This window comes from Mucilaginibacter sp. P2_A5 (genome assembly GCF_056404995.1).
In genome coordinates, this window is sequence record NZ_JBFUCY010000018.1 from 1 (window position 1) to 25,108 (window position 25,108).

The 25,108-nt window shown below is 42.7% G+C and carries 23 protein-coding genes; 15 read left to right on the plus strand and 8 right to left on the minus strand.

The window, feature by feature from the left end; all coding sequences use genetic code 11:
* The 5 genes from AC1DXF_RS16805 to AC1DXF_RS16825 form a co-directional block, all read left to right on the plus strand.
* Positions 1-217 (plus strand): transposase (locus AC1DXF_RS16805; RefSeq protein WP_477449268.1); only part of this gene is annotated, 217 nt, incomplete at its 5' end.
* Entirely contained in the window at positions 210-860 is a 651-nt protein-coding gene (locus AC1DXF_RS16810) for a cysteine hydrolase family protein (protein WP_477449882.1), read from the plus strand. The genes AC1DXF_RS16805 and AC1DXF_RS16810, both read left to right, overlap by 8 nt.
* Positions 861-1,491: 631 nt before the next feature.
* Complete coding sequence (locus AC1DXF_RS16815; RefSeq protein ID WP_477449883.1) at positions 1,492-1,917, plus strand: hypothetical protein; 426 nt, start codon at positions 1,492-1,494, stop codon at positions 1,915-1,917.
* Positions 1,918-1,980: 63 nt separating this feature from the next.
* Positions 1,981-2,343, plus strand: coding sequence for a hypothetical protein (locus AC1DXF_RS16820; protein WP_477449884.1), 363 nt, complete (start codon positions 1,981-1,983; stop codon positions 2,341-2,343).
* A gap of 11 nt (positions 2,344-2,354) precedes the next feature.
* A complete protein-coding gene (locus AC1DXF_RS16825) occupies positions 2,355-3,551 on the plus strand; it encodes a tautomerase family protein (RefSeq protein ID WP_477449885.1) in 1,197 nt (398 codons plus the stop codon).
* An 80-nt stretch (positions 3,552-3,631) separates the two neighbouring features.
* Here AC1DXF_RS16825 and AC1DXF_RS16830 read toward each other — a convergent pair whose 3' ends face one another.
* Positions 3,632-4,279: a response regulator gene (locus tag AC1DXF_RS16830; RefSeq protein WP_477449886.1), complete on the minus strand. Its 648-nt coding sequence runs from the start codon at positions 4,277-4,279 to the stop codon at positions 3,632-3,634.
* Between the two features lie 351 nt (positions 4,280-4,630).
* On the opposite strand from AC1DXF_RS16830, the gene AC1DXF_RS16835 reads away from it, so the two are divergent.
* The gene (locus tag AC1DXF_RS16835; RefSeq protein ID WP_477449887.1) at positions 4,631-5,005 is read left to right on the plus strand and encodes a hypothetical protein; all 375 of its coding nucleotides are present in this window, start codon (positions 4,631-4,633) and stop codon (positions 5,003-5,005) included.
* Here AC1DXF_RS16835 and AC1DXF_RS16840 read toward each other — a convergent pair.
* Entirely contained in the window at positions 4,967-6,445 is a 1,479-nt protein-coding gene (locus tag AC1DXF_RS16840; RefSeq protein WP_477449888.1) for a clostripain-related cysteine peptidase, read from the minus strand. The genes AC1DXF_RS16835 and AC1DXF_RS16840 overlap by 39 nt on opposite strands.
* Before the next feature lie 31 nt (positions 6,446-6,476).
* Between AC1DXF_RS16840 and AC1DXF_RS16845 the strand changes: the two genes are divergently transcribed.
* On the plus strand, positions 6,477-9,422 hold the full coding sequence (locus tag AC1DXF_RS16845; protein WP_477449889.1) for a sensor histidine kinase: 2,946 nt from the start codon (positions 6,477-6,479) through the stop codon (positions 9,420-9,422).
* Between the two features lie 81 nt (positions 9,423-9,503).
* Here AC1DXF_RS16845 and AC1DXF_RS16850 read toward each other — a convergent pair whose 3' ends face one another.
* Positions 9,504-11,864, minus strand: a complete 2,361-nt coding sequence (locus tag AC1DXF_RS16850; RefSeq protein ID WP_477449890.1) for an ABC transporter permease — start codon at positions 11,862-11,864, stop codon at positions 9,504-9,506.
* 296 nt (positions 11,865-12,160) lie between these two features.
* Positions 12,161-12,643: a hypothetical protein gene (locus tag AC1DXF_RS16855; RefSeq protein WP_477449891.1), complete on the minus strand. Its 483-nt coding sequence runs from the start codon at positions 12,641-12,643 to the stop codon at positions 12,161-12,163.
* 372 nt (positions 12,644-13,015) lie between these two features.
* On the opposite strand from AC1DXF_RS16855, the gene AC1DXF_RS16860 reads away from it, so the two are divergent.
* The 5 genes from AC1DXF_RS16860 (at position 13,016) to AC1DXF_RS16880 (ending at position 18,365) form a co-directional block, all read left to right on the plus strand.
* Complete coding sequence (locus tag AC1DXF_RS16860; protein WP_477449892.1) at positions 13,016-13,603, plus strand: plasmid pRiA4b ORF-3 family protein; 588 nt, start codon at positions 13,016-13,018, stop codon at positions 13,601-13,603.
* Positions 13,604-13,752: 149 nt separating this feature from the next.
* Positions 13,753-14,124: a hypothetical protein gene (locus AC1DXF_RS16865; RefSeq protein ID WP_477449893.1), complete on the plus strand. Its 372-nt coding sequence runs from the start codon at positions 13,753-13,755 to the stop codon at positions 14,122-14,124.
* A 243-nt stretch (positions 14,125-14,367) separates the two neighbouring features.
* Positions 14,368-16,707: a TonB-dependent receptor domain-containing protein gene (locus tag AC1DXF_RS16870; RefSeq protein ID WP_477449894.1), complete on the plus strand. Its 2,340-nt coding sequence runs from the start codon at positions 14,368-14,370 to the stop codon at positions 16,705-16,707.
* Positions 16,708-16,710: 3 nt separating this feature from the next.
* A complete protein-coding gene (locus AC1DXF_RS16875; protein WP_477449895.1) occupies positions 16,711-18,162 on the plus strand; it encodes a hypothetical protein in 1,452 nt (483 codons plus the stop codon).
* Positions 18,159-18,365 carry a heavy metal-binding domain-containing protein gene (locus AC1DXF_RS16880; protein ID WP_477449896.1) on the plus strand — a complete coding sequence of 69 codons (207 nt, stop codon included), beginning with the start codon at positions 18,159-18,161 and terminating at the stop codon, positions 18,363-18,365. The genes AC1DXF_RS16875 and AC1DXF_RS16880 overlap by 4 nt, the downstream gene beginning before the upstream one ends.
* A gap of 414 nt (positions 18,366-18,779) precedes the next feature.
* Here AC1DXF_RS16880 and AC1DXF_RS16885 read toward each other — a convergent pair whose 3' ends face one another.
* Positions 18,780-19,322: a YceI family protein gene (locus AC1DXF_RS16885; protein WP_477449897.1), complete on the minus strand. Its 543-nt coding sequence runs from the start codon at positions 19,320-19,322 to the stop codon at positions 18,780-18,782.
* A 203-nt stretch (positions 19,323-19,525) separates the two neighbouring features.
* On the opposite strand from AC1DXF_RS16885, the gene AC1DXF_RS16890 reads away from it, so the two are divergent.
* Together AC1DXF_RS16890 and AC1DXF_RS16895 are read left to right on the plus strand one after the other, a co-directional pair.
* Positions 19,526-21,166: an FMN-binding glutamate synthase family protein gene (locus tag AC1DXF_RS16890; protein WP_477449898.1), complete on the plus strand. Its 1,641-nt coding sequence runs from the start codon at positions 19,526-19,528 to the stop codon at positions 21,164-21,166.
* A 1,421-nt stretch (positions 21,167-22,587) separates the two neighbouring features.
* Positions 22,588-22,725, plus strand: a complete 138-nt coding sequence (locus AC1DXF_RS16895; RefSeq protein ID WP_477449899.1) for a hypothetical protein — start codon at positions 22,588-22,590, stop codon at positions 22,723-22,725.
* 156 nt (positions 22,726-22,881) lie between these two features.
* Here the strand turns inward: AC1DXF_RS16895 and AC1DXF_RS16900 are convergent, their stop codons facing one another.
* Together AC1DXF_RS16900 and AC1DXF_RS16905 are read right to left on the minus strand one after the other, a co-directional pair.
* Positions 22,882-23,421: a DUF2335 domain-containing protein gene (locus tag AC1DXF_RS16900; protein WP_477449900.1), complete on the minus strand. Its 540-nt coding sequence runs from the start codon at positions 23,419-23,421 to the stop codon at positions 22,882-22,884.
* Between the two features lie 9 nt (positions 23,422-23,430).
* Positions 23,431-23,646, minus strand: a complete 216-nt coding sequence (locus AC1DXF_RS16905; RefSeq protein WP_477449901.1) for a hypothetical protein — start codon at positions 23,644-23,646, stop codon at positions 23,431-23,433.
* 591 nt (positions 23,647-24,237) lie between these two features.
* On the opposite strand from AC1DXF_RS16905, the gene AC1DXF_RS16910 reads away from it, so the two are divergent.
* Entirely contained in the window at positions 24,238-24,927 is a 690-nt protein-coding gene (locus tag AC1DXF_RS16910; protein ID WP_477449902.1) for a hypothetical protein, read from the plus strand.
* Here AC1DXF_RS16910 and AC1DXF_RS16915 read toward each other — a convergent pair.
* On the minus strand, positions 24,913-25,074 hold the full coding sequence (locus AC1DXF_RS16915) for a hypothetical protein (RefSeq protein ID WP_477449903.1): 162 nt from the start codon (positions 25,072-25,074) through the stop codon (positions 24,913-24,915). The genes AC1DXF_RS16910 and AC1DXF_RS16915 overlap by 15 nt on opposite strands.
* Positions 25,075-25,108: the final 34 nt, after the last annotated feature.

Below are 25,108 nucleotides of genomic sequence, written 5' to 3' on the forward strand. Positions count from 1 at the left end.
GTATAACGATGTGGAAGAGTCGGGAATAGATGCTTTTAAAACGGTGGCAAGGTCTGTACAAACGCATTATGAATCGATCCTGAACTTCTTTAACAACAGAAGTACCAATGCCTCAGCAGAATCATTCAACGCCAAGATCAAAGCATTCAGGGCTACTTCAAGAGGTGTTAGAGATACTACCTTTTTCCTCTTCAGGCTCGCTAAAATATATGCTTAAACTGATCTTCCCCCAGAAATACGGCTTGATCCCAATGCTGCAATTTTGGGGTATGGAAACACTACAGAACACCAACCCTGCATTAATACTTGTTGATATACAGCAGGGTTTTGATAATATCCCTTACTGGGGAGGCCAGCGCAATAACCCGGATGCCGAAGCCAATGCCCGCAAACTGCTTGATTACTGGCGGACAAATAACCTGCCGTTGTTCCACATCCAGCATTGCTCGGTTAACCCCAACTCGCTGCTGGCCGAAGGTAACCCCGGCAACGCCCACAAAGAAATTGTAAAGCCTTTGCCCGGCGAGGCGGTGATCAAAAAATCGGTAAACAGCTCCTTTATCGGCACCAATTTGCAACAACAGTTGGATGCCGCGGGCATCGATACCGTGGTTATAGTGGGGCTTACTACCGAACATTGCGTATCTACCACGGCCCGCATGGCCGGCAACTTTGGCTACCACACCTTTGTAGTGGCCGATGCTACTGCCGCCTTTGCCAAAACCGGCATCAAAGGCGAACACTACGATGCCGAAACCATCCATTTAACCGCACTGGCACAAATTAACAACGAGTTTGCCACCGTTTTAAATACCGATGACGTACTTCAGGCTTTTAAAAAAAACGATGATTTTCTTTAGCAATTTAATCCATAAACTGTTTGCCAGCTATTTGCCCGTCTCGCAGGTGCTGTCGGTGATGAAGTGATTGTTGGGAGGGTTATAAAGGTCTTGATTCTTGACTCTAATTTCTTGACTCTCCTCCCGGGCGTTCCCCCCGCTGGTAGAAGCGGCGGTCAGGCTTTTCGTTGCAAGTCCTCGCCTTGCCTTTGCCGCCCCGGACAGCCCGCGCTGTGGGCTTTTCACTGCAATCCTTAACGCGAACTGCCGGTATACAAAAACACCCGGATGAAATTAAACATCCGGGTGTTGTATATTTATTACTTAGCATGGCGTTTATCTATCAGCGGGCGCACAAGGCTGGAGGCGGCGCCGAAAAACGCTTGCGGTAGCTGAAACTTGATGCATCCGCACTTAAAGATTGCTGGATAGCGTTTAGCGCGCGCAACGCATTAGTTGCTGCCCACGCGTATGTCCATTAACGGCAGCAAAGCTTACAAAATATAACTCTTCCCTATTTAAAATTAAAATTTTCCACTCATCAAAAAAAAACCCGGTTATACCGGGAAAAAAACCGGATTAAATAGGGGAAATAACCCATGTGCTAAGCTTAATGTATTTGCCAAATTTGGATCAAGCAAAAATCATTATCATGGACATCTCAGTTATCACCAAGCTAATCTCGGTTATTCTCGCGGTTAGCTTAGCCAGCGAACGGCTGGTTACCATTATTAAAACAAACATTTCCTGGTTGCAGGAGCCAACCCCTACCGTACCGCCGGTAAATGACAGGGCCGAAAAAATTCGCCGTTCGGTGGTTATGGTTGTCTCATTTCTTATAGCCTGGGTAACAGCAAAGTATTCAAATGGTGACAACAGTTTTTTTGGTGTGTTCAAAATAGGGACTTATGATACCGGCATCTATGTCGTTATTATTGCGCTTATGGCAAGTGGCGGATCGGCATTTTGGACTAACTTATTAGGCTATGTGAGCGCCGTAAAAGATGTAAATACCCAAAAGAGCCAGCGGGAAACGCTAAAAAAACAGGCGCAGCTAAACGCTCTTAACCTAAAATAGCCTTATTAACTAAATAATCACGGTAAAATTAACGATATATAATTCACCTTAACCCTTACTATCATGAGTACTCAAATTAAAATCGCATCTCCCGGTGATGATGCCATCCTGGTTTTTGAATTTCAATCCACCGACATGTTTTTTTACAATTTTGAAGTTGTAGACTGCCAATCCGGCGACCAATTTTTAACAGGTAAAGGACAATGGGATGGTACCACAGAATTTGACCTGGGCAAAGGTGGCGACCTGGTTGGAAAGTGCCTGAACATTGCCTGGGGAGAAATTGATCCGGCGGGTGGCACAGGTAAATTTCATGCTACAGCCACTGTAAAGCAAAATGGCGTTAGTTGCCTGGCAGTACAAGTATTTGCCGGAAACTCAACAGGCAGTCTTGTAAATGATTTAACCACAGCTGTATTTGTTTAATCCTAATGATCATGAAAAAATATTTTACAATTATTTCGATCTTTCTTTTGTTTTCAGGCTCAGCTTTTGCACAGAAAGATACCGTAAGGAATGCTGATATCCTTCGAAACAAATGGGGAGAAGATTATGAAGCCGGCTGGGGTAGCTTAAATTATGCAGTACCTGAATCTCCTGCCTTTAAGATATTGGGAACAAGCCCGAGTAATATCATGAAACCCACATCGGTGAGAGATATTGCATTTTCAGTTGGAAACTATTTTGTGAGCAATGGGGGAACAATTCCGCAAAATTTGGCGGTTGAAATATCGCCGAGTTTATTTAAGCCCGATGTTAGCTTAAATAGTTTTATTAAAAATCGATTTTGGTATACGTCTGCGCTCTCATTAGGAACCAAAGTAAATGCGGATAAAAGTTATGCCATAGGGATAGGTTTAAAGTTTCGTATTTTGGATTATCAGGATCTTAGGTTAAATACTAAACTACTCGCCAAATTAGATGCATTTGGAAGGGAGGGAACGGATGCGTACGCATTGGCGATAAGAACGGTTTCGCTACAGCATAGTAGGCCTGACACTATTAAAGGTAAAGCAATTGGCTATGAAGCTTGGCTGGTAAAAGTAACAAGTGCTTATATGGATACATCCAAAAATTCCAAGGATATCGTTTTGAAACACGAAGTAGCTAACTACATTAAAAAGCTATTTAATGAGAATAGTGTAAGTGAAGCAAGAGATGAAATAAAAAAATCTTCATGGAACAAAACCATTTGGGATATCGGCATCGCGGCGCTGTTCAATTCAAAAGACTCATTACTGCGCAATATAAAACCTGCATCAAAACTTGGTTTGTGGACTACCGCAGGGTTTCCGTTGTTCAAAGATAAAGGCCAGTTACTTATAGGTGTAACCGGCCAGCTAAGGGATACGGTGAATTCCCGCCTCGGTGTAAAAAGCCTCAACATTGGGTCGCGGGCATATTATGGCTCAAACGATGTTAAAGGTTTTGTTGAAGCTAATAGCCTGTGGCAAACAGGTCAAAAATTTACTTACAAAGCCAGCCTGGGTATCGAAACAACTTTTTTTGGCGGCATGTGGGTCGATTTTAGTTTGGGCCTAAGCAAGCAGGGCGGGGCAAAAGCCGTATTTACACCTGGATTTAACCTGTTTTTTGGCACCGGCGAGAAAAAGCCGGCATCAACCCGAATGTGATATTGATATAGGGGATTATATCAATATTCAAGAGGGGGAGGTCGTATTGCCTAACTGCTATAAAGAGTTGTAGCTTAAAACTATAAAATTACGATGCCGTTTTTAATAGCATAAATTACAAGGCCCACGCGGCTTTTAATATTCAGTTTTAAAAACAAGGCCTCGCGATAGCCGTCGACCGTACGGAAACTGACATTCATTTTTGAAGCCATTTCCTTATAGGTAAGTTCGGTAGCGGCTAATTTTAAAAAGTCCACCTCGCGGGCACTTAGCGAGAATACTTTTTTTAGCCCGCTTTTATCATCGTCATAATTATTAATGGCGTGAATTAATCTCGAAGAAACAAGATCTGAATGGTAGTAGCCTTTGTTCATAACAGCCAGGATGGCATCGGTTAACTGCATAGGGTCGCAATTTTTTAATATATAACCCCTGGCGCCGTTCTTTAACATCCGGATAATGGCAGTTTCATCATCGTACATTGACAATGCGATTACTTTTACTGCCGGATAGGTGTTCTTAATAAATAACGCGGCTTCGTACCCGTCCATAACAGGCATGTTAATGTCCATTAAAATAATATCTGGTTTTTGGCTGGCGGCCAGCATGGCTATGCAATCTTTGCCGTTATCGGCCTCAAAACAGATAGTGTTTCCAAGTTCTTTAATAAGTACGGCAAGGCCACGGCGTAATAAAACATGGTCTTCAACTAAAGCGATATTCGCCATTTTGTGATAGGGGATTTTGTTTAAACTTACTATAAGTTTTATATTAAAAAAAGCAACAATTGGCGTTTTTGAATGAATACCAAATAAATTTTAATTTGATGATACTTAATATTATATTTATCTCATAATAAGGCCTGTAACCTAAGTAATTATCACAGTGAAAACTGCTCAAAATGTTCTTATATATTAACCGCAGGAGCAACAGGTAAAACTATTTTAAAGCCCAATAATAAATTCAATTTACATTAACACTTAATGGTGCGGCAACAACATCACAATATTTGATGCTGCATTTTATTAATCGCGCTTACACTTAATAATAAATTAAACCTATACTAAAAATCAAAAATTATGGCAAGAAATTTTTTCAAAGAAAACGGGAGTATGATAAAATCTGACGGCACCACAGTGACCCTAAAATTGGATACTACCGACCCCCACAATGTTTTTCACAATCTTTTAGTTTCAACGAATTTAAGCGGCATCTATATAGATGACCCCGCAGGTACAGTAAAAGATCCCAATACTATTTTTATTAAAGAGTCGGATGCAAATACTAATATGTTTGAGGCGCTTAGCACACCGGAAATGTATTTTACAGCTACAGATATGGCGCATATATACCTAAATATTAAAGTTAAAGTTGTCGCATCTAAAACCAATCATGCCGGTAAGTCGCTTCTTGATCTAATTGATGAGGCTGATAAACGTACAAATGAACTTTAACCATTTTATATCCGAAAAGAAAGATGATCTTGACGATGCATTTTCTGCAATAAATGATTGAAAAATATCGGCGCGTATGTCTTCTTTTGTCCGGGGGAAAAAGATGCATATGCCCGATGGTTTCAAATTGTCTTTGAAATCACCGGTAGGGTTATTTATCGGGAATAAGGATGGCCCAATAAATGAATCCACTATCAATAGGTTTAAATGCTGCTCAAGTGCACAATGCAATTCGTATAATTTAGTCGATATGTTTTTACAGAGAAAAAGGAACGTCCTGAGATCTATCATATAATCAGATAGCCCTACACGGTATGAGTCAAACCGATAGCATGAATTTAAATTAGCAATGATTTTTGTAATTTTGCTGGTAAAAAGCAAATTTGTTAATTCCGTTATCAATTCCTCTATCAAGTAAATAACACTTGCAAATTGTTGAACATCCACACATAAAATTGACCAGAAGTTTGTGTTGTAAATGAAATTGAAATCTCTGGGGTAATATCTGTTGTGTGCTATTGTTTGAATAACATACCTTGAAAGCAGGAACGGCTGTATTTCGGGATGGGTATACATTTCCTTCAAAATTTGATAGTAGTTATAGGTCGGGAAATTTATTTCAGCTTGGGGCGCAACCATATAGTTTACAGCACTTTTTTTGTACAATGCGTAAATAGTGTTTACGTTCATCATACAGCAATTCATCATCACTAAAACATCTACTTTATCACTATCAAACCCTTCGGTAATTGCCTGTGCCAGTTCTTCGTTAGTCAAAATCTCATTCACAAGACTGTTTGAAGGTAGCCTTGCCATACTGTTGCATACATCAGCAATAAAAGGGGCCCGCTGTTTATTTGTATCGTCCCATGATCTGTCATAGGCCTGGTTTCCCTTTAGCGTTACAAATTTTTCAATACCACCCACGCTTTTTGATATTACCTGGTACTCCCTGGGATCGGCATCCAACGCAGCCTCCGTGTTATCGCCCTGGGCTATTCCAAATATCGACCCATGGTCCCACGTAAACAGCATATGATGCTCAGTTGGGCTTATTTTGTCGGTTTCTTTAAATAACGAGATAATGATCTCAGGTTTAGTAATATTGCTGTTTTCAACTGCGTCAATGCTTTGCAGTACTAAACTTGCCCCACCTTGATTTTGCAATTGATATAATACCGTCCTGTCGCGATGGTTGTCAATATCAACCCTGTTATAAATAACAAATACACTTACATCGTTTGATTCGCCGGCATCAATTATATCGTTAAATAAATAGGTTAATTCCTCTTCAATTTGCAATGATGGCGTAACGCCTTGCGGAGGGGGAAAATTTGTATTATTTTTAGTAATGATTTTATCAAGGTCGTCGGTTATAGACGATAACCGGGCATATACCAGGAAAATAACATTCCATTTTTTGGGGGTTGGGATAATCATACTTTTTGTGGTTTTAGGTTTATTAATAAATATGGCCGCCGCCGCCCAGCAGGCAGAAACCAATACACTCACTAAATATACACAAAACCAAGGACTTAGCAGCTATAATATCAGAGAAATTATTCAGGATAAATTCGGGTACATGTGGATAGCCACGCAAGACGGACTAAACCGTTTTGACGGGCAATCATTTATCAGCTACAACAAAAATTTCAGTCTAAACAGGCGGCTTTCCGGAACCGACATCAGGGCATTAATAGAAGACCGGGGCGGTAACTTTTTATGGGTACTTACAGACCAGGGAATAGATCGTATTAACACCATCACCTCAAACGTTGAACAAGGGTTTTCATCCAGAAACCAAGTAAACGAGGAATGGAATGTTACAATGGCCATGTTGGGTGATGAAATTTGGATAGGCACATTTACCGGGTTGCGGGTGTACAATACCAAAACCCGGAAAAGCATTGTAATACCCAACAATGCGGGTAAAAACACATCGAACGAGGTACGTACCATTTTTGCCGACGATAACCATAATATTTGGGTATGCGTTACAGGTATTGGAATTAAAATTTTTGACGGGAAGAGCAAAAAGCTTATAAAGCTTATCCCTAACGCGGGGCTGGCTATAAAACAAACAAACACCGATGTAATTTATTGGAGCTCGGTGCCATTTAAAAAGCGTTCCTATCTTTTTGCCACCAGCGTGGGTTTAAGGCAGGTAAGCTACAACGGCAATTACAGCATAGCCATAAATAAAGTGCCGGTTAAAATGCTGCCTGTATTAAATACGGAAAATGTACAATACGTGTCAAAAAACAAAAATGGCGACATTTATATAGCAGGTCACACTGGGCTTTATCGGTTCAATGACGGGTTAACTGGCTTTACAAAAATGGAAGATCAGGCCGGGGCCGAAAAAAGTGAATGGTTAAATGCGGTTTTCTGTTCGTTCTCTGACCTGCAAAGCAATTTATGGTTGGGGTGCCAGGACGGTTTGGCGTTTATTAAATATAATCAAACACCCTTTAAATCTTTTTATAATGATGACACGTCTGGTTTAAAGTTGGAACATGTTTTAAGCCTTTCATCGCCGCAAAAGGGGAAAGTTTACGCTGGTTTAAGAAATGGTTTTGTTGAGGTGCAAACAGGCACCGGCCAGTTTGCGCAACTAAATAAAATTAAATCGTTTCAGCACAATTATACCGACCCTTTTGGTAGGTTGCAGGCAAGCTATCCCGCAGGCATTAATATTTATACCCAAAAAAAGTGGTTGACTGTAACAAGTGCTTACCCCGAATTTAAGAGATTTTCAAATTACGCTATCAACAGCCATTTATATCTTAACGATTCGTTGGATTTAATGGGAACCGAAAATGATAAAGGGATATTGATTTGGAACTATAAAAAACGAACCGTCAGGGAAATTAATATAACTTCAAAACCAGCACTCGCGGCAAACATTGTAAATACGGTTTACCACGATAAAAAAAATAATGTATGGGTTTTGTCGGATAAAAAGATAACCGTTTTTAATCCCGACCTGTCTAAATCTAAGTTTTTAAGCTTCTACGATTCGCAAAACAAACAGGCCTATAACATATACTTTGATATTTGTGAAGCCAGGAACGATTATTGGATAGCGGCTTACGGAACGGGTATAATGCAATTAGGCCCCGACTACAAGATAAAGAAAATTTACGCGACTAAAGACGGGTTAAGCAATGCCGGTGTTTACAAAATTTTTACTGTTGGCGATTCAACGCTGGTGGTAACGTCAAATAACGGCATTTCGGTTTTAAATTTAAACACACGTAAGTTTCAAACTTATTACCAGCAAGACGGCCTTCATTCAAATAGCTTTGAGGAAGCGTGCGGGTTTATGAAAAATGGGATTATTTATGCCGGAGGCGTTAAAGGGTTTACAATTATCACCCCATCTAAATTTACCACTAATACAATTGCGCCTCGGGTATACATAAGCCGCGTATCCGTCGAGACAAGCAGCCACCGCGCCGATACCGCCAACATCAACTTAAAAACCCTTACCATACCCAGTAATGTGCTTCAAACATCGCTGTATTTTACAGGTATAAATTATTCTAACCCGGGCCGTACTGTTTTTGCCTATCGCATTAAACAACAGGGCGAAAATTGGATAAATACCGGCAACCGGAATTTTATTAACCTTATAGGATTGCTGCCAGGCAAATATACCATTCAGGTAAAGGCCGCCAATGAAGATAATTATTGGAGCGCCCCAACCGAAATAAGCCTTGTGTTTTTGCCAAAATGGTACCAAACCTGGTGGTTTAAAGCTCTTATAGCGGCAACCATAATGCTTTTGGCCTACGCATTGTACCGCCTTAGGTTAAGGCAAATAATGAAAGAACATAAAATACGTGCCAGTATTGCCGGAGACCTGCATGATGACATTGGAAGTTCGTTAAACAGCATAAAAGTTTTTACTCACCTTGCCATTATAAAACCCGGAAAAACCGAATACCTGGATAACATAAATATAAACCTTGAAACTGCAATAATTGGTTTGCGGGACCTGATTTGGGTTTTGGACGACGAAAGAGATACGGTAGCCGACCTGGTAAACAGGTTAAGGCAACTGATGTGTCCGATAGCAGGTGCAATTAACATAGTGCTTAAAATTGATGTAGACGAAGCTTGTGCCGAAAATAGATTGCGGAAAACAGAAAAGCGATACCTGTACTTTATTGCCAAGGAGGCCGTTAACAACAGTATTAAATACGCCGGATGTACAGCAATAAACATCGAGTTTAAAACCCGTCAAAAAAGTCTCGTGCTTGAAATTAGCGACAATGGAAAAGGGTTTGATCTTTCGGGTACCGGCGACGGCTATGGCTTAAAAAATATGCGCAGCAGGGCCGATCAAATTAATTATCATTTATTGATTACCTCAACAAGCGCCGGAACGCAAATAACGCTTGTTAAAAAATGATAAGATCGCCTCATAGCACGTGTGAACCGGCAGTGAAGCTATTCGATCTGTGGTTGGGCAACTTGTCATTATTTAGTCTCCTTATTCGCTCCTCAAACTCTTCACCGGGTTTGCCAGCGCTGCTTTGATGGATTGGAAACTGATAGTAACAAAAGCGATAACGATAGCTATAAACGCGGCCAATACAAAAACCGTCCAGTGGATAGGGATGCGGTAGGCAAAGGCATCGAGCCAGTTGCTCATGGCATACCAGGCCAGCGGGAAGGCTACTACGATGGCTATGAGTACCAGCTTGATGAAATCTTTAGCCAGCAGGGCTATTACGCCGGCAACTGATGCGCCCAATACTTTGCGTACACCAATTTCGCGGGTGCGCACCTGGGCTGTGTAGGCGGCAAGGCCCAGCAGGCCCAGGCAGGATATTAATATGGCCATGCCTGCAAAATAGTTAAACAGGGTGCCTTCGCGCTGTTCGCCCTGGTAAAGGTCGTTGAATATATCGTCCAGGAAGTTATAGCTAAAAGGGAATTCGCCATTGTATTGTTTAAACTGGTCGCCGGCCGCCGCTATAGCTGCAGCGGCATTTTGGGTGTTAGTTTTTATATATAAGGTTTGATAAACGGCAGGTCTGTAGAAAAATATCGCCGGTGCAATTTTTTCGCGCATGCTGGCAAAATGGAAATCTTTTACTACGCCAATGATGGTGCCGTTGGTTCGTTGGAAACGGAAGCGCTTGCCGATGGGGTTTTTAAGGCCGATCTGTTTTACGGCTGCTTCATTGAGGATAAAGTGGGTCGAATCGGCTACAGCACCGCTGAAAGTGTTGCCTTGCTGCATTTTTAGCTTAAAAAATGAGATGAAATCCTTATCGATACCCATGGGGTGCAGGATAAAGGTTTGCCCCGGCGCTTTACCATCCCAGGAGTTATCGCCCGAGATATTCTCGCTGCTGATGATGCTGCCGGTAGCACGGGTTACACCTTCTACACCGGGCTGCTTTAAAAGCTCGGCCCGCACGGCATCGTAATGCCCTGACGCATCGCGCATCCAAACCCCAAAAACATGGCTTTTATCGTACCCCAGGTTTTTTGATTGGATGTATTTTAATTGCTGGGTAATAACCAAAGTGCTTACAATAAGCACTACCGAAAACGTAAACTGTACCACCACTAATATTTTGCGGAACAGGGCATCGCCAATGCTGCCGTTTATTTTTCCCTTCAGGGCTTTTAAAGGCTCGAAAGACGATAACAGCATGGCCGGGTAAATACTGGATAAAGCCAGGGTTGCTATTACAGTTATGCCGATAATGAGCCAGATATGCGGATTGAGCAGGTTAAGTACCAGTTGTTTGCCGGCAAGCTGGTTAAATACCGGCATCAGCAGGTATATGGCGAACAAGGCAAATAGTGTGGCGATGGAGAACAGCAGGGCGGTCTCGACCAGGAACTGCATGAACAGCTGCACTTTGGCAGCCCCTATAATTTTGCGCATGCTGATCTCTTTGGCGCGCAAAAGCGAGCGGGCGGTAGAAAGGTTGACGTAGTTGATACAGGCTATGAGCAGGATCACCAAAGCGATGATGACAAAAATGCGTACTGTTTGGATGCCGTGGTCGGTGCCATCGGCATTGTACAGGTGCATTTTATTGATGGGCAGCAGCAGGTAGTCGGCATCGGTATCTTCGGCGCGGTGCTTAATGTGGATCTTAAACAAATCGGCCGAGAGCTTTTTTAACGATGCGCCGGGCTTTAATTTAAAATAGGTTTGATAAGAATAATTATTAAAATCGGTGTTGGCATCCTGCTTGCCGTGTTCCAGTATATATTTAACGTGGTAACTCATGGGCATAATCATATCAAAGTTGATGCTGGAGTTAAGCGGAAAATTGTTGATAACCCCGCTCACGGTAAAGTTTTCCTTACCTTCTGCCACAATCACTTTGCCTAAAGCATCCTCGGTGCCAAAATATTTTTGCGCGGTTTTTTTGGTGATGACAACCGAGTTGTCATTAAGGAATGGCCTGGCGGTATTGCCTTCAATCAGCGGAAAATCAAACACACTGAACAGGGAAGGATCGGCAAAGGCTACGTTTTGTTCGCCAAAAGCTTTTTCCTTGTATTTATATAACGAGAAAAACCAGTTGGGGATGGTGCGTACCTGCTCCTGTACATCGGTGAGCTCCTGTTTGGCCAATGGGCCGATGGGCGCTACTGTGGTTTGCCAGATTTGTTTACTGGCACCGGTGCCGCCAAAAAGTTCTACACGGTAAATGTTATCGGCATTGCTGTGAAAGCTATCAAAACTTAACTCGTCCTGCACCCAAAGCAATATCAATATGCCAATGGCCAGCCCGGCAGTAAGGCCGGTTATGTTAATTAACGAATAGAACTTGTTGCGAAACAAATTTCGCCAGGCGGTTTTAAAATAGTTTTTCAGCATAGCCACAATGTAATTGAATCTGTGGGGTAACAAAATCATGCCAGTTTTATAACTAACTTAAATTCAGGTGCTTGTGTGTATAGTTGCAGCCTTAAACGTTCATAAGCGTACAGTTGCGTTCGCTTATGAAACAAATGAGCATTTTAAATGCCGGGGTGCGGGTGGCGGGATTTTTGATGTTGCAAACAGCCGGGGAAAAGGTGCGCCAGATAGTTTGGCGGCAATACCCGGAGAATAGTATCCCGGGGTTGGTGTGCGAGTGTATGTACGGATTGGACCAATTCAAATAACGCCCTCTATTTGCTGATATTTGGGATAGCCCCGGCCTTTTTACTATGCATCCTGATAAAAATCCAATTCTTAAGATATATCAACACCAAAACGGTTGGAATGCTATTCAGAGATAACGCATCAACGATTTGCTTCCGGTTGTAAACAAGATTGTTAAAACAAACCATAACCAATGTAGCCAGCAATAAACAAAACGCATCCAAAACTAAAAGATATAGAATCTTATATTCTTTGAGCATACATTGCCGGATGATCCTGTAATCGGCCCAGTAACATAATATCGAAAAAAACAATAAAGCGTTAAAGACATACTGTGACACTGATATTGGGGTGTCGTACCGGAGGCTGGATAACGATTGCACAAAATACTGCTGTACAGGGAAATACGAACGGTCGACGATGAAGTAAAAAACCAGGAAAACGGTGATATGAAATCCATATCGAAGCAAGCTCATCACTAAAAAGTTATCTTTGAAATTTTCTATCATTGGGTTTAGGTGGGTGGTTGTGGGTATTTTAATAGGATGTGATGTTTTTGTTTAAGAGGTTATTGTTGATAAATTCGCTCAGTCCAACATAGTTATAATACTTGCATAAAGCTACAATGATTCTGTTAAAATCAATCAACTTTTTTAGTTGATCCAGATACAAAAAAGCCTGGGTGAACATAGTGTGTTTTGGGTTAAGTAGTTTTATGTTATTATGTTTGTCCTATGTCGGCCTGTGGCATCTGAACTGCAAAAACTTGATTTGTTAATTTTTTATGCCTTTTTGCAAAAAAACGTTCTGATAATGTTAAAGTTGTTGTGCCGGGTTTAATTTTTTTTGTAGATTTTTTGACATCTTTAATACGATAAACCATGAAAGCTTTCCAGTTTAAAATAACACTTACTTATACGGACAACCCTGTAGTTTGGCGGCGGCTGCTGGTGCCGGAAGATATTAGTTTTGATGAATTTCATATGGCGATACAGGCTGTATTTGGCTGGGACGGCAGCCATTTGTACCAGTTTTCGGCAAAAGGATGGGGATCGAAGCCTTATTACCAGCTGCTTGACCATTACAGCAATGACGATGATGAGCGCGACAGTGAAGATTACCTGATTAGCGAAGTATTTAAACGGGCCAGGCAAAAGTATACCTACATTTACGATTTCGGCGATGATTGGAAGCATGAGATTTTGCTGGAAAAAACAACCGGAGAGCCGGTGTTTGCCCCATATTGTCTTGGTGGCGAGGGTGCCTGCCCGCCCGAAGACTGCGGTGGCGTGTACGGTTACTACCGCATGGTAGATATTACGAACGACCCCAGCCATAACGACCACGAAGAAATGCTGGAATGGATGGGCATACCCGAAGGCGGTAAATGGGATATAAATGCCTTCGACCTTGAAGAAGCCAATAAGCGTTGCGCCAGACTGGTAGGTGATGATGACGACGATGAATAATTTTGATATTGAAACGATATTTATCCTGACACTTAAATTGTTGTTATATAGATAGTTAATAGTGTTTGTATCCGGACCTACCTGTTTCTCTGCAAAAATAGAATACCCTGGTTGTTTGTTAACCGGATTGGGTTTACCTTTGCCGCATTATGCTGCAACGTGTAACAGCCTATTTATTGATCTTTTCGCTGGTAGCAATCAACTTCTCGCGTTTTTTTGCATACGCTGGATTTGAGCTGAACCGGAATTACATTGCCACCAAACTTTGCGAAAACCGGGCCAGGCCCTGGATGCATTGCGATGGCAAATGCTACTTCATGAAAAAGATAAAACAGGCTGAGGACAAGCAGGCCAGCGACGAAAGGCAGTCGCAAAAAAGCCTCTTCCAGGAAGTGTTTGTTGTCAGTAACACTGATGTTAAATTCCACTCCAGCCTGTTGCAAGTAATTGATACCCCGTATGATGACTGTCTGCCACCTACCCCGGCCGCAGTGATCTTCCAGCCCCCGCAGTTAGGATAAATCCCACTCATTTTTTTCCGGATGTTTTTTGATTGATATGGCTTGCTGCGAGCTTTTGAGCAAGCGTTGTTATATTCTCCTGCATTGTCATTGCGAGGAGGAACGACGAAGCAACCTCGTAGCCTTACCCATTCGATTTGCTTGGGACGAGGTTGCCGCGCTACGCTCGCAATGACATAATTAAAATCACTCATCCGGATACAATTTATTTATCCACCGGAGGTAACTCCCCATAGCTAATACATGAAGAGATTTTTCATTCTATCTATATTGTTTTTAATACTCAACAACCTGGCTTACAGTCAGGTCAATATCCAGGTTATCGTAACCGATGCCAATACCCACGAAGCCATGGCTGGCGCCGTTGTTGCCAATACCAGCGGCGAGAAGCTGGGCGCTACAGATGCCAAAGGCCAGTATGTTATTACGTCGCCCGGAACTTTCGAAATCAAGATAACCATGGTAGGCTATACTACACAAGTAGTTAGCGTTACTAAAAATAAGCTCGACGTTGCTTTGTCCCCCTCAACTTTAGATCTGGCGCCTGTGGTAGTAACCGCCAGCCGCGAGGGCCAGGCCAGGCAGGATGCGCCTATTGCCATCAGTAAAATAAACTCTACCCAAATAAAAGATACCAGGGCAACTGCCCTATACCAACTGCTCAATAAAGTAGCCGGCGTTTATATGGTCGACCTGGGGAACGAGCAACATACCATGGCCATCCGCCAGCCCATTACTTACAATGCACTTTATTTGTACATGGAAGATGGTTTGCCGATACGCCCTACAGGTATTTTTAACCATAACTCGCTGTATGAGATCAACATGTCGGGCGTAAAGGATATTGAAGTGATTAAAGGTCCTGCATCATCGCTTTATGGCAGTAACGCTATTGGCGGGGCGGTAAATTTCGTCACCCAGGGACCGCCATCGGGCTATGCAGGCAATGTTTCCATCCGTGGTGATAACTACCACTACCACCGGGTTGATGCAGATGGTGGCTTTACGCAAGGTAAATTTGGCCTGTATGTGGGCGGGTACATCGGTCACCAAAAAGATAGCTGGCAGGATTATTCTGATTTTGATAGGTACTCGGCCAACTTTAAAACCACGTATGATTTTAATGCGGGTACACGATTAACAACTTCTGCAGCTTACAATTATCTAAACACCCAAACGCCCGGCAGTTTGGACAGCACTCACTTTTACAACAGGAGTTATGGTGCTAACCAGCGTTTTACCTACCGTAAGGTTGAGTCTTTCAGGGCAAGTGCGCGGCTGGATCATCAGTGGAATGAGAAGAATAGTACATTTGTCACTTTGTTCTTTCGCCATAATTCAACTGCCCAACTGCCAAGCTATTTTATCTCCGACGTTAGGGATAATGCCGGCAACTACCTGACCAGTAACGGACAGGTGAATGATCAGCGTTTTCAAAGTTATGGATTGCTGGCGCAGCATAGGGTTAATTTTAATTTTCTACACTCCAGGTTCATAGGAGGGGTTTATGTTGATGATAGCCCGAGTTCGTACTATGCTCAATATCTTGATATTGATAAGGATGTGCAGAATAACTACTACACCGGCTTTACAAACACCGGCAAATACATCGATGATTACCGTATCAAATTATTCAATACCGCAGCTTATATGCAATATGAAATAAAGCCCATCGAGGCCATGCGTATTGTAGCAGGTTTGCGGTACGACAGGGTGCATTACGATTTTAGCAATAACCTGCCTGTTGGCAGCACCAAATACAAACAGCAGGAAACCAATAACTTTAACATTGTGGCTCCTAAATTGGGGGTGACGTATGATCTGGGCAGCAACAAAGGTTTTTATGCCAATTATAGCGTAGGTTTCCAGCCACCGGAAACCGGCGATTTGTATAGTTCCAGACAGCTAACTCCCTTAAAGCAAGCCACGTTTGATAATTATGAGTTAGGCGGCTGGTTTTCAGCGTTTGATAAGAAGCTATATTTTGAGGCAAGCCTGTTTGACCTGGAGGGCCGTAACGAAATCATCAGCCAGTTAATGCCCGATAATACCACCCAAAACCAAAACGCGGGCGCTACCCGCCACCGGGGCATCGAATATTCCCTGACATTCGCACCGGTAAAGGAACTAACTTTCAGGTTTAGCGGTACCAATGCCAGGCATACTTACGTAAATTACAGCGAGCCAGGCATCGATTACAGTACCGGCGCCAATACGGTTATTAAATACGATGGCAATCGGATGGGTAACGCGCCTGCCTGGATGGCCAATTCCGAACTTACCTACAAGCCCGCCTATCTGCAGGGTTTCAGGATAGCAGGTGAGTGGCAGCACATTAACCAGTACTATACCAACCCGGCTAATACCAAAACTTATAGCGGCTATAACATTTACAACCTGCGTTTAGGTTACGATGTTAAAAGCAGTGTATTAAAAGGGGCCAGCATCTGGTTTAATATATTAAATTTAACCGATAAACTGTACGCCACTACGGTAACCAGCAACCGGTATGGCGATACCTATAATGCCGCCGCGCCGCGTACTTATACCCTGGGTATCAGTTATTCATTTTCAAAGTATTGATCAATGGCATCAGCAGCAGTAAAAAGTAACTTTTATAAATGGCACCGGGTGCTGGGTTTAACAGCCCTCGTCCCGGTTATCTTCTGGACGTTGAGCGGATTGTCGCACCCGTTCATGTCCAATTGGTTCAGGCCATCAATTGCGCGGGAGATCTTTAAACCTTTGCCGCAAAGCAAAATGAAGCCGGTGCTTACTATTCAGCAGGTGCTGGACCGCAACCATATTACAGCGCTGCGCAATTTCAACCTCATTAACTTTAAAAAAGGCACCTTTTACCAGGTACTTGGGGTAGATAGTGTGTACAATTACTATTCGGCAACAGATGGTGTGCTGCTGCCACATGGCGACAGTGACTATGCCGAATACCTTGCCCGCTATTTTACGCAGGATAGCACATCGGCCATCCAGATTAGCCTTCAGCGTGGTTTTGATAGTGAGTACCAGGCTATCAACCATTTGCTCCCCGTGCTGAAAGTGTCTTTCGACAGGCCCGACGGGATGGACGTTTATGTAGAGACCGGGCAAAGCCGCATGGCTACATTTAATAACAACACCCGCAAGGCGTTTTTATCCTTGTTTGAGGAGTTTCATACCTGGCAGTTTTTGGCCCGATGGGGTGGTGATACTTTTCGTAACGTGGTGTTACTCACCATCATGGGTATCATGCTGTTCGCGCTTGTCAGTGGGTTAACGGTTTATGGGTTGATGTGGAAAAAGTTTAAAACCATTACCCAAAACCGGAAGGCCAAAGGAGTGGAGGACAAGCGCTTCCTGCATCGCTCTCATAGGCAAATTGGGCTCATTGTATCTTTTGTGATGTTCACTTTTGTTATCAGCGGCGCATTCCATCTGGTGGTGAAATTGCACGACAATGGGCCTGTAAAGGCTGATTACGGGCAGGTGATTAAACGAGAGCAGTTAGCAGTATCCAATTTAACATTGCCCTGCGCCGATAGCCTGATGCGCAAGGTGGGGCTGGTTAGCTTCGGCGGCAATACCTATTACCAGGTAACTGATGATCAAAAGGAGATAGCCTATTTTAATACCATAACCGGCAAGGAGCAGCTTAATGCCGACGAGGATTATGCCCGCTTCCTGAGTACCTATTATCAGCCCCGGTTAGACGCCGGGAAGTTTTACGGCCGGGTTACGGTGCACCAGCTGAGGCAGTTTGATAACGAATATGGCTTCATTAACAAGCGCTTACCCGTTGAGCGGGTGAGCTATCCCAACGGCGATAACTGGTACATCGAAACCGCCACATCCAAACTGGCCACCAAAGTAACGGGTATAGACAGGGCCGAGGGCTTATCCTTTATCTTCCTGCATAAATATTTCGGCATGACCTGGGCCGGCAAAAATATTCGCGACATCGTGAGTATGCTTGCTGCCTTAGGCGTGCTGGTGGTATCTTTGTTTGGCTTTGCATCATTTATAAACAACAAACAACCATGAAAAAATTAATCATCATATTGGCACTGGCCGCATTTGGTTTAGGCAGCATTACCTCGTGCAGCAGCCCCGATACTAAAACCGTAGTAAAAACGAAGAGTAAATACACCTGCACCATGCACCCCGATTTGAGTTTCGACAAGCCGGGCGTTTGCTCCAAATGCGGGATGGAACTGGTGGAGCGGGATACAACAGGGAGCAAATAAATCAGTAAAAGCGTTCCGCCGGAACGACCGGAACATGCGGAGCGCTCTGGAACGCCTTGGTATTGATAATCAGGGTTTTGTGTTTTAATAAAAATGGGGTGTGGAACACTATTTGTGTTGATAATCAGGTGGTTGGTGTTTTGTGGATTTTGGGTAATTTGTGACGATATTGCTCTTTAGAGGCGCGGATGAACGCTGGTTAACACACCCCTGCCACTGCACTTTCCACCCCGCCCCCTCTCGAGAGGGGAATTAAAAAAGGCGCATTAAACACAAAAAAAGCCATCCTTTTTGGGGATGGCTTTTTATTTAAAGTTTGTATTGCTTTGCTGTTTTCAATAATGCCGTGTTGTTACGTATACTTAACAACAGCGGCATTTTAATTATTAAAACACAGCAACAGCATTCAAACAATTAAGCTTGTTTGGCAAACTGAACGTTAATTAACAGTTTGATGTCTTCGCCTACTACAATTGAACCGGCTTCGGTAACGCCATCCCAGGTAAGGCCAAATTCTTTACGGTTAATTTTACCGCTGATTTCGAAACCGGCTTTGGTATTGCCATAAAAATCAGCAGCCGAACCGCCAAATTCTACATCTAACGAAACTGGTTTGGTTACATCTTTGATAGTTAAATCGCCTTTTAAGGCATATTCGTCATCACCTGTTTTGGTGAATGAAGTTGATTTGAAGCTGATTTTTGGATAGGTTGCTGCATCAAAAAACTCAGCCGATTTCAAATGCTCGTCGCGTTGTGTCTGGTTGGTGTCGATGCTGTCGATATCTAACGTAAAGTCGATCTCGGCATTTTCAAAGTCATCGCCATCGGTAACTAATTCGCCTGCAAAGCTTTTGAAAAAGCCGCTCACGGTTGATATAACTAAGTGTTTTACTTTAAATTGTACTTCGGAATGCATTGGGTCGATAACCCATTTTGTTGCTGTTTGTGTTGACATGATATTTGTTTTTTTTGTTGATACAAAGATAATACAATAATAGATGTTTAAACATCTATTATTGCTAATTTACAATTCGCAGACATTGAATGACAATTTGCCGACGTTGAATTACAGGTTTAACCATACAATTGCGCCATTGTTTAAATTAAAATCTACTTTTATATAATATAACACCAGTTTTATATCAATTTAACAACCCAATGAGAAAGCTTTTCATAGTTTCATTCTTTATCATATTTGCCGCCCTTGCCGGGTGGACTATCATCTGGAAACCCGCCGCGTGGTCGTTCGTGATCATGGTGCCTATTTATGCCGTTGGTTTTTACGACCTGGTGCAAAAACGGCACAGCATCGTGCGCAACTTCCCGGTGTTTGGCCACCTGCGATTTTTGATGGAGGACCTGCGCCCCAAAATATACCAGTACTTTGTAGAGAGTGATACCAACGGTACACCCTTCAACCGCCAAAACCGCAGCGTAGTGTACCAGCGCGCCAAAATGGTTGATGATACCCGCCCATTTGGTACCGAGCTTGATGTTTACGAAAACGGCTACGAATGGCTTAACCACAGCATTGCGGCCATTGATCATCACAAGTTGAACATGGCCCCACGGGTAAAAGTTGGCGGTCCCAATTGTAAACAACCCTATATGGCCAGCGTATTCAACATCTCGGCCATGAGCTTCGGCTCGCTGAGCGAGAACGCCATACTGGCCCTTAACGGGGGCGCCAAATTGGATAACTTCGCACACAATACCGGCGAAGGCGGCCTGAGCGATCATCACCTGCAGCCCGGCGGCGACATCATCTGGCAAATAGGCACCGGCTATTTTAGCTGCCGCCATAAGGATGGTACTATTGATTACGACGCCTTTGCCCAACGCGCCACATTGCCCCAGGTAAAAATGATCGAGATCAAACTCTCGCAAGGCGCAAAGCCGGGTCATGGGGGTATTTTACCGGCAGCCAAGGTAACGCCCGAAATTGCCCGGATCCGACTGGTAGAGATGGGGCAGGATGTAGTATCGCCGCCATACCATACCGCGTTTACCGATCCGATAGGGCTAACCACCTTTATAAAAAAACTGCGCGACTTATCCGGTGGTAAACCCATCGGTTTTAAACTGTGCGTAGGCCATAAAAGCGAATTTTTGGCCATTTGTAAAGCCATGGTGAAAACCGGCATTTACCCCGATTTTATTACCGTTGATGGGGGAGAGGGCGGTACTGGGGCAGCGCCGCTGGAGTTTTCCAACTCGGTAGGTATGCCGCTGCGCGAGGCTTTGGCTTTTGTGTACGATGCCCTCACCGGGTTCGATATTAAAAGGCATATCAAGCTCATCGCATCGGGCAAGGTAGCTACCGGGTTTGATCTGGTGAAGAATTTTGCCATCGGCGCCGATATGTGCAACAGCGCCCGCGGTATGATGTTTGCGCTGGGCTGTATCCAGGCGCTGGAGTGTAACATGAATACCTGCCCAACCGGCGTAGCCACCCAGGATAAAAGCCTCATGCGCGGCCTGGTGGTCGACGATAAAAAGGTGCGGGTAGCCAATTTTCACAAAGCTACGGTAGGTAGTGCCATCCAGATGATAGGCGCCGCCGGCCTCACCAAGCCCTGCGATTTGCACCGCATGTTCATCTACCGCCGCATCAACCACAGCCAGATTCAAACTTATGCCGAGCTATTTCCCTATATCCCCAAAGGCAGCCTCCTGAAAACCCCATACCCCGCCAGTTTTGAGCTGGACATGGCCCTGAGCAGCGAGAATACTTTTTTACCCGATTATAGCGTGGTAACTAATATTGATTATAGTAATGTGAGTTCGTATATAGTATGAAGTAGCTAGTGTTTTAGTATCAGGTAGTTAGTATCAAGTATCAAGACAAAAAAAATGTCATTGCGAGCGATGGCGTGGCAATCTCGTGGCTATGCTGAGCCGTTATGCAATGGGGATTGTAAAGTAGTCAATCGCATGTCGGCGAAGACTCACCCGCCAGCGCTACGCGCGGCACCCTCTCTTCGGCTGCGCCGGAAAGAGGGGCTTGAACGATGGTTATATTTGTATTTCAACAAAAAAACTATGTCATTGCGAGCGATAGCGTGGCAATCTCGTGGCCATATAGTTCTGCCGATACCCGTAGAAAAACGAGTGCTTTTTCCAGTTCCCTCCCTCGGGAGGGGCGCGGTGGAAATGAGTGCAAAGGCAGGGAGGGGTTAATGAACTTTTTACTTTTCGGGGAACGATTTAGCCGAACAAAAACTATGTCATTGCATGAACCAATCTCTGAACTATGCCTGATGTTTTGTGGTTACGAAATTATTTTGTAGAAGCTACAACATTGGCCCGCTCATTCGCCGCGGGAGGGCTGTTACTTTTGTCTTGAAACAAAAGTAACCAAAAATTCAAGTCAGCAGAAATGCTTCTTTGCGCTCGGGGCCATTGCCCTGCAAGACTGCCAAAACCTGGGCTGGAATTATTTGCCCCCTTTGCTTTGCCCGCACAGGCCGCCCCTTCTGGCAAAACTTCCTATGCCCTGCAGCCGCACTACCCACCATCGTTTTGGCCGTTTTCGCCCGAAGCTGTTCTGCTGACACCTACGAGAAAACGAACCCTTTTCGTATCCCGAAACCACTTTTTCCAGTTCCCTCCCTTGGGAGCGGCGCGGTGGAAATGAGTGCAAAGGCAGGGAGGGGTTAATGAACTTTTTACTTTTCGGGGAACGATTTAGCTGAACGAAAACTATGGAAATACGAGGCACGAAGCAATCTCTGAACTATGCCTGATGTTTTGTGGGTTACGAAATTATTTTGTAGAAGCTACAACATCGGCTCGCTCAATTGCCGCGGGTGGGCTTGTTACTTTTGAAGCCCCAAAAGTAACCAAAATGGCTGTCAGCAGAAATGCTTCTTTGCGCTCGGGGCCTTTGCCCTGCAAAACGGCCAAAACCTGGGCTGGAATTATTTTGCCCCGGCGCGCTTTATCCCCCGCGCGTGCAAAAACTTCCTATGCCCTGCAGCCGCACTACCCACCATCGTTTTGGCCGTTTTCACCCGAAGCTGTTCTGCTGACAACTTGCGAAAAACGAACCCTTTTCGTATCCCGAAACCACTTTTTCCCAATTTCCTCCCTCGGGAGGGGCGCGGTGGAACTGAGCGCAAAGGCAGGGAGGGGTTTAATGAACTTTTTATTTTTCGAAGAACGATTTAGCAAAACGCTCAAAAACTTATATTACATTTACTATCCCATATTTGCATTAAATGGAGAAACTTAGAAAGTTTTATGCCCTGTTTTGGATCCTGGGTTTAACCCTGCTGATTTACGCCTTCTTTAGGATTAAGCAGGAAATTTTCCGGAATAGGAAACCAGCTGTAGAAATAAAAAAAACTACCAGGTAGTAGTCGTCATGAGTTTTTTTGGGAACTAATGGAAAAAAGGCGGCATATTGATGGAGGTAGAAACTTTGTTCTAAAGCAGTCACAAGTCAGCCATCGCTCATTTGCTTAACACAAGATTTGCGTTAAGCGGAGGCGGGAATAACAGCATAAATTAAACTATCGCTTGTTTGTCTTTTTAGCAGCAGGCAATTGTGTGTTATCCGGATTTTTTTGCTGTAAGTTAGTGGCCTGTTGTCTTTTGCCTGTTATAAAAATAGCTACCAATCCCAGCAAGTCAACGGTTCCAAGTAAACCACCTACTGCATCATGACCGCTTATTGTAACCCAGGCAGCAACACCTAAAAATAATATCGCTATTATAAAAGCAAATATTTGCCCTCTGCCGCTTTGTTTTTGATTAGAAGTTACAACTGTATCTTCCATCTTTATCCTATGTTGTGATTGTTTTTGAAAAATTTCAAATATCAATTTAGCGCTGCCCGGATATATTTCTTCATACCCTTGTATCAACTCTAAAGGAGGCAAGGGGCCACTATGGATTTTGGTGATGCTAATTACGGCCCTTAGCATTTCCGCCCTTTTTTCTTTTGGTATATCACCAAATAATTGAGGGTTCGACTTGACTAATGCCTCGTCAACTATACTTAGGTTATTTTCGGGATCTTTTTTAGGATTAGGTTTATTATCAGTTGCCATTATTAAAAGTTACTTTTTTTCTGTTACTTCAATAATTGCATTTTTTAAATCATTACCTATTATGTTAAAGTCGTTACTTATAGCTTTGTAATCCGCCTCTTCATCTGATGAACTTTCATTATATTCATAAAAATTACCCGCTATATTAAAAATGGTAGCAGCTCCAGTCAGATAGGTAGGAGTTGTGAATAAAAAGTCTGTATTGAATTGATCTGTGTTGTTCATGGTGAACACATTTAATTTTAGTGAAAACTTTTTGTTAAATGCTGGCAATAAAAGCAAATACTTTATATCGGTGGTTCTTAAAGTATATGTGAACTTACGTGCAATTATAACAAATAAAATATAAAAAAGTTGGCGAAGGTAAAAAAATTACAAACGGTATCCAACGACTGTTTAAATATAACCCTTAACCATTGTACATAACGCTTATTGTTGTTTTTGCTTATACGTTATATGCCTATGGTTTTGTTTTATGCCAATATATTGACAAATTGTGTGAGCTTATTTTAGGTTTTGCTTCATGGATCTTACTTTAAGATGATAGTACAACGGGAACGATTTAGCGAAATTGAAATCTTTGTCATTGCGAGCGACAGCGTGGCAATCTCGTAGCCACATATGACCGCTGTTCCGTCGAATTTTTAATATTTACTGGTCTTAGCGCAATGCTTACATAAATGGCAGAGCGAAAGAGCGCTTGTGATGAATAAGCATAATATTTCCAAAATCATAAGGCTACCTCGCTTAATCCATTTTCCCAAGACTTGTACCCAAAAAGGGGAAATATTTATATTTGATTTAAATTCTCATATTATGTTAGATTACGGAACTGCAGCAATTATAACGGGAAGTGCCGTAGTATTGTCACAAAGTTTGAATATCGTTTACAATCTTTTATCTCAAAAACAAAAAGATAATTTTGAAATAAGAAAAGCTTCAATTTTAAAGAAAATTGATATTGGTGAAAACGTTTTCCACACCTTTCGAGAAAGTATTATCAATATAAAAAGGCAGCTTGCAATTGGTAACCACCTTATGCAAATTGAAAGTCCAAAGGCTAAAATTTACTTAGATGCTCAACAAAATTTAGGTAAATCCAGTGTTGAAAAATTAATGGCCGAATCATCAAAATTTAACTTAGCGGAGTTATACTTTGATATTGAAAGTACAACCGAAATCTTAACTGATGACTTGTCACTAATAATCTCAAATAATATAACTTTGTTAGAATTAGAGCATACATTTAGTGAATGTTCGGGTGAAGCACTTGAATTTACGATGAATAAATATAATGAGTTGTATAAAAGTCATCAATCGTATTTAGAAATTATCCTTGCCCGTCAAAATCGAGATTTGATTACTGTAAAAAAAGAGATTCTAAAGTTGTCTTTGCTAATTGAGAACATAAGCAAAGATGAAAAGCGAAACAGTCGTATTAAAATTGCACTTTGGGGTTTAATAATTATTGCGACAGTTTTTTTCTTCGTTTTAAAGTTTAAGTAGACATATTTTTTGCCATAATCGCTGATAGTAGGCATCTGAAATACCGGCTACTATCTTTAAAATTTCAATTAGATTCATCTTTTTTTTATTTAATATACGATTGGCATTTTTTCCATTAAGTATTCGCAAATTTTTAAATTCTTTCATAAACCATTTAAATCTAATAATCATCCCTTACTCA

Coding starts and splice junctions, on each gene's coding strand:
- AC1DXF_RS16810 (WP_477449882.1), top strand. CDS start 210: ATGCTTAAACTGATCTTCCCCCAGAAATACGGCTTGATCCCAATGCTG.
- AC1DXF_RS16815 (WP_477449883.1), top strand. CDS start 1,492: ATGGACATCTCAGTTATCACCAAGCTAATCTCGGTTATTCTCGCGGTT.
- AC1DXF_RS16820 (WP_477449884.1), top strand. CDS start 1,981: ATGAGTACTCAAATTAAAATCGCATCTCCCGGTGATGATGCCATCCTG.
- AC1DXF_RS16825 (WP_477449885.1), top strand. CDS start 2,355: ATGAAAAAATATTTTACAATTATTTCGATCTTTCTTTTGTTTTCAGGC.
- AC1DXF_RS16830 (WP_477449886.1), bottom strand. CDS start 4,279: ATGGCGAATATCGCTTTAGTTGAAGACCATGTTTTATTACGCCGTGGC.
- AC1DXF_RS16835 (WP_477449887.1), top strand. CDS start 4,631: ATGGCAAGAAATTTTTTCAAAGAAAACGGGAGTATGATAAAATCTGAC.
- AC1DXF_RS16840 (WP_477449888.1), bottom strand. CDS start 6,445: ATGATTATCCCAACCCCCAAAAAATGGAATGTTATTTTCCTGGTATAT.
- AC1DXF_RS16845 (WP_477449889.1), top strand. CDS start 6,477: ATGGCCGCCGCCGCCCAGCAGGCAGAAACCAATACACTCACTAAATAT.
- AC1DXF_RS16850 (WP_477449890.1), bottom strand. CDS start 11,864: ATGCTGAAAAACTATTTTAAAACCGCCTGGCGAAATTTGTTTCGCAAC.
- AC1DXF_RS16855 (WP_477449891.1), bottom strand. CDS start 12,643: ATGATAGAAAATTTCAAAGATAACTTTTTAGTGATGAGCTTGCTTCGA.
- AC1DXF_RS16860 (WP_477449892.1), top strand. CDS start 13,016: ATGAAAGCTTTCCAGTTTAAAATAACACTTACTTATACGGACAACCCT.
- AC1DXF_RS16865 (WP_477449893.1), top strand. CDS start 13,753: ATGCTGCAACGTGTAACAGCCTATTTATTGATCTTTTCGCTGGTAGCA.
- AC1DXF_RS16870 (WP_477449894.1), top strand. CDS start 14,368: ATGAAGAGATTTTTCATTCTATCTATATTGTTTTTAATACTCAACAAC.
- AC1DXF_RS16875 (WP_477449895.1), top strand. CDS start 16,711: ATGGCATCAGCAGCAGTAAAAAGTAACTTTTATAAATGGCACCGGGTG.
- AC1DXF_RS16880 (WP_477449896.1), top strand. CDS start 18,159: ATGAAAAAATTAATCATCATATTGGCACTGGCCGCATTTGGTTTAGGC.
- AC1DXF_RS16885 (WP_477449897.1), bottom strand. CDS start 19,322: ATGTCAACACAAACAGCAACAAAATGGGTTATCGACCCAATGCATTCC.
- AC1DXF_RS16890 (WP_477449898.1), top strand. CDS start 19,526: ATGAGAAAGCTTTTCATAGTTTCATTCTTTATCATATTTGCCGCCCTT.
- AC1DXF_RS16895 (WP_477449899.1), top strand. CDS start 22,588: ATGGAGAAACTTAGAAAGTTTTATGCCCTGTTTTGGATCCTGGGTTTA.
- AC1DXF_RS16900 (WP_477449900.1), bottom strand. CDS start 23,421: ATGGCAACTGATAATAAACCTAATCCTAAAAAAGATCCCGAAAATAAC.
- AC1DXF_RS16905 (WP_477449901.1), bottom strand. CDS start 23,646: ATGAACAACACAGATCAATTCAATACAGACTTTTTATTCACAACTCCT.
- AC1DXF_RS16910 (WP_477449902.1), top strand. CDS start 24,238: ATGTTAGATTACGGAACTGCAGCAATTATAACGGGAAGTGCCGTAGTA.
- AC1DXF_RS16915 (WP_477449903.1), bottom strand. CDS start 25,074: ATGAAAGAATTTAAAAATTTGCGAATACTTAATGGAAAAAATGCCAAT.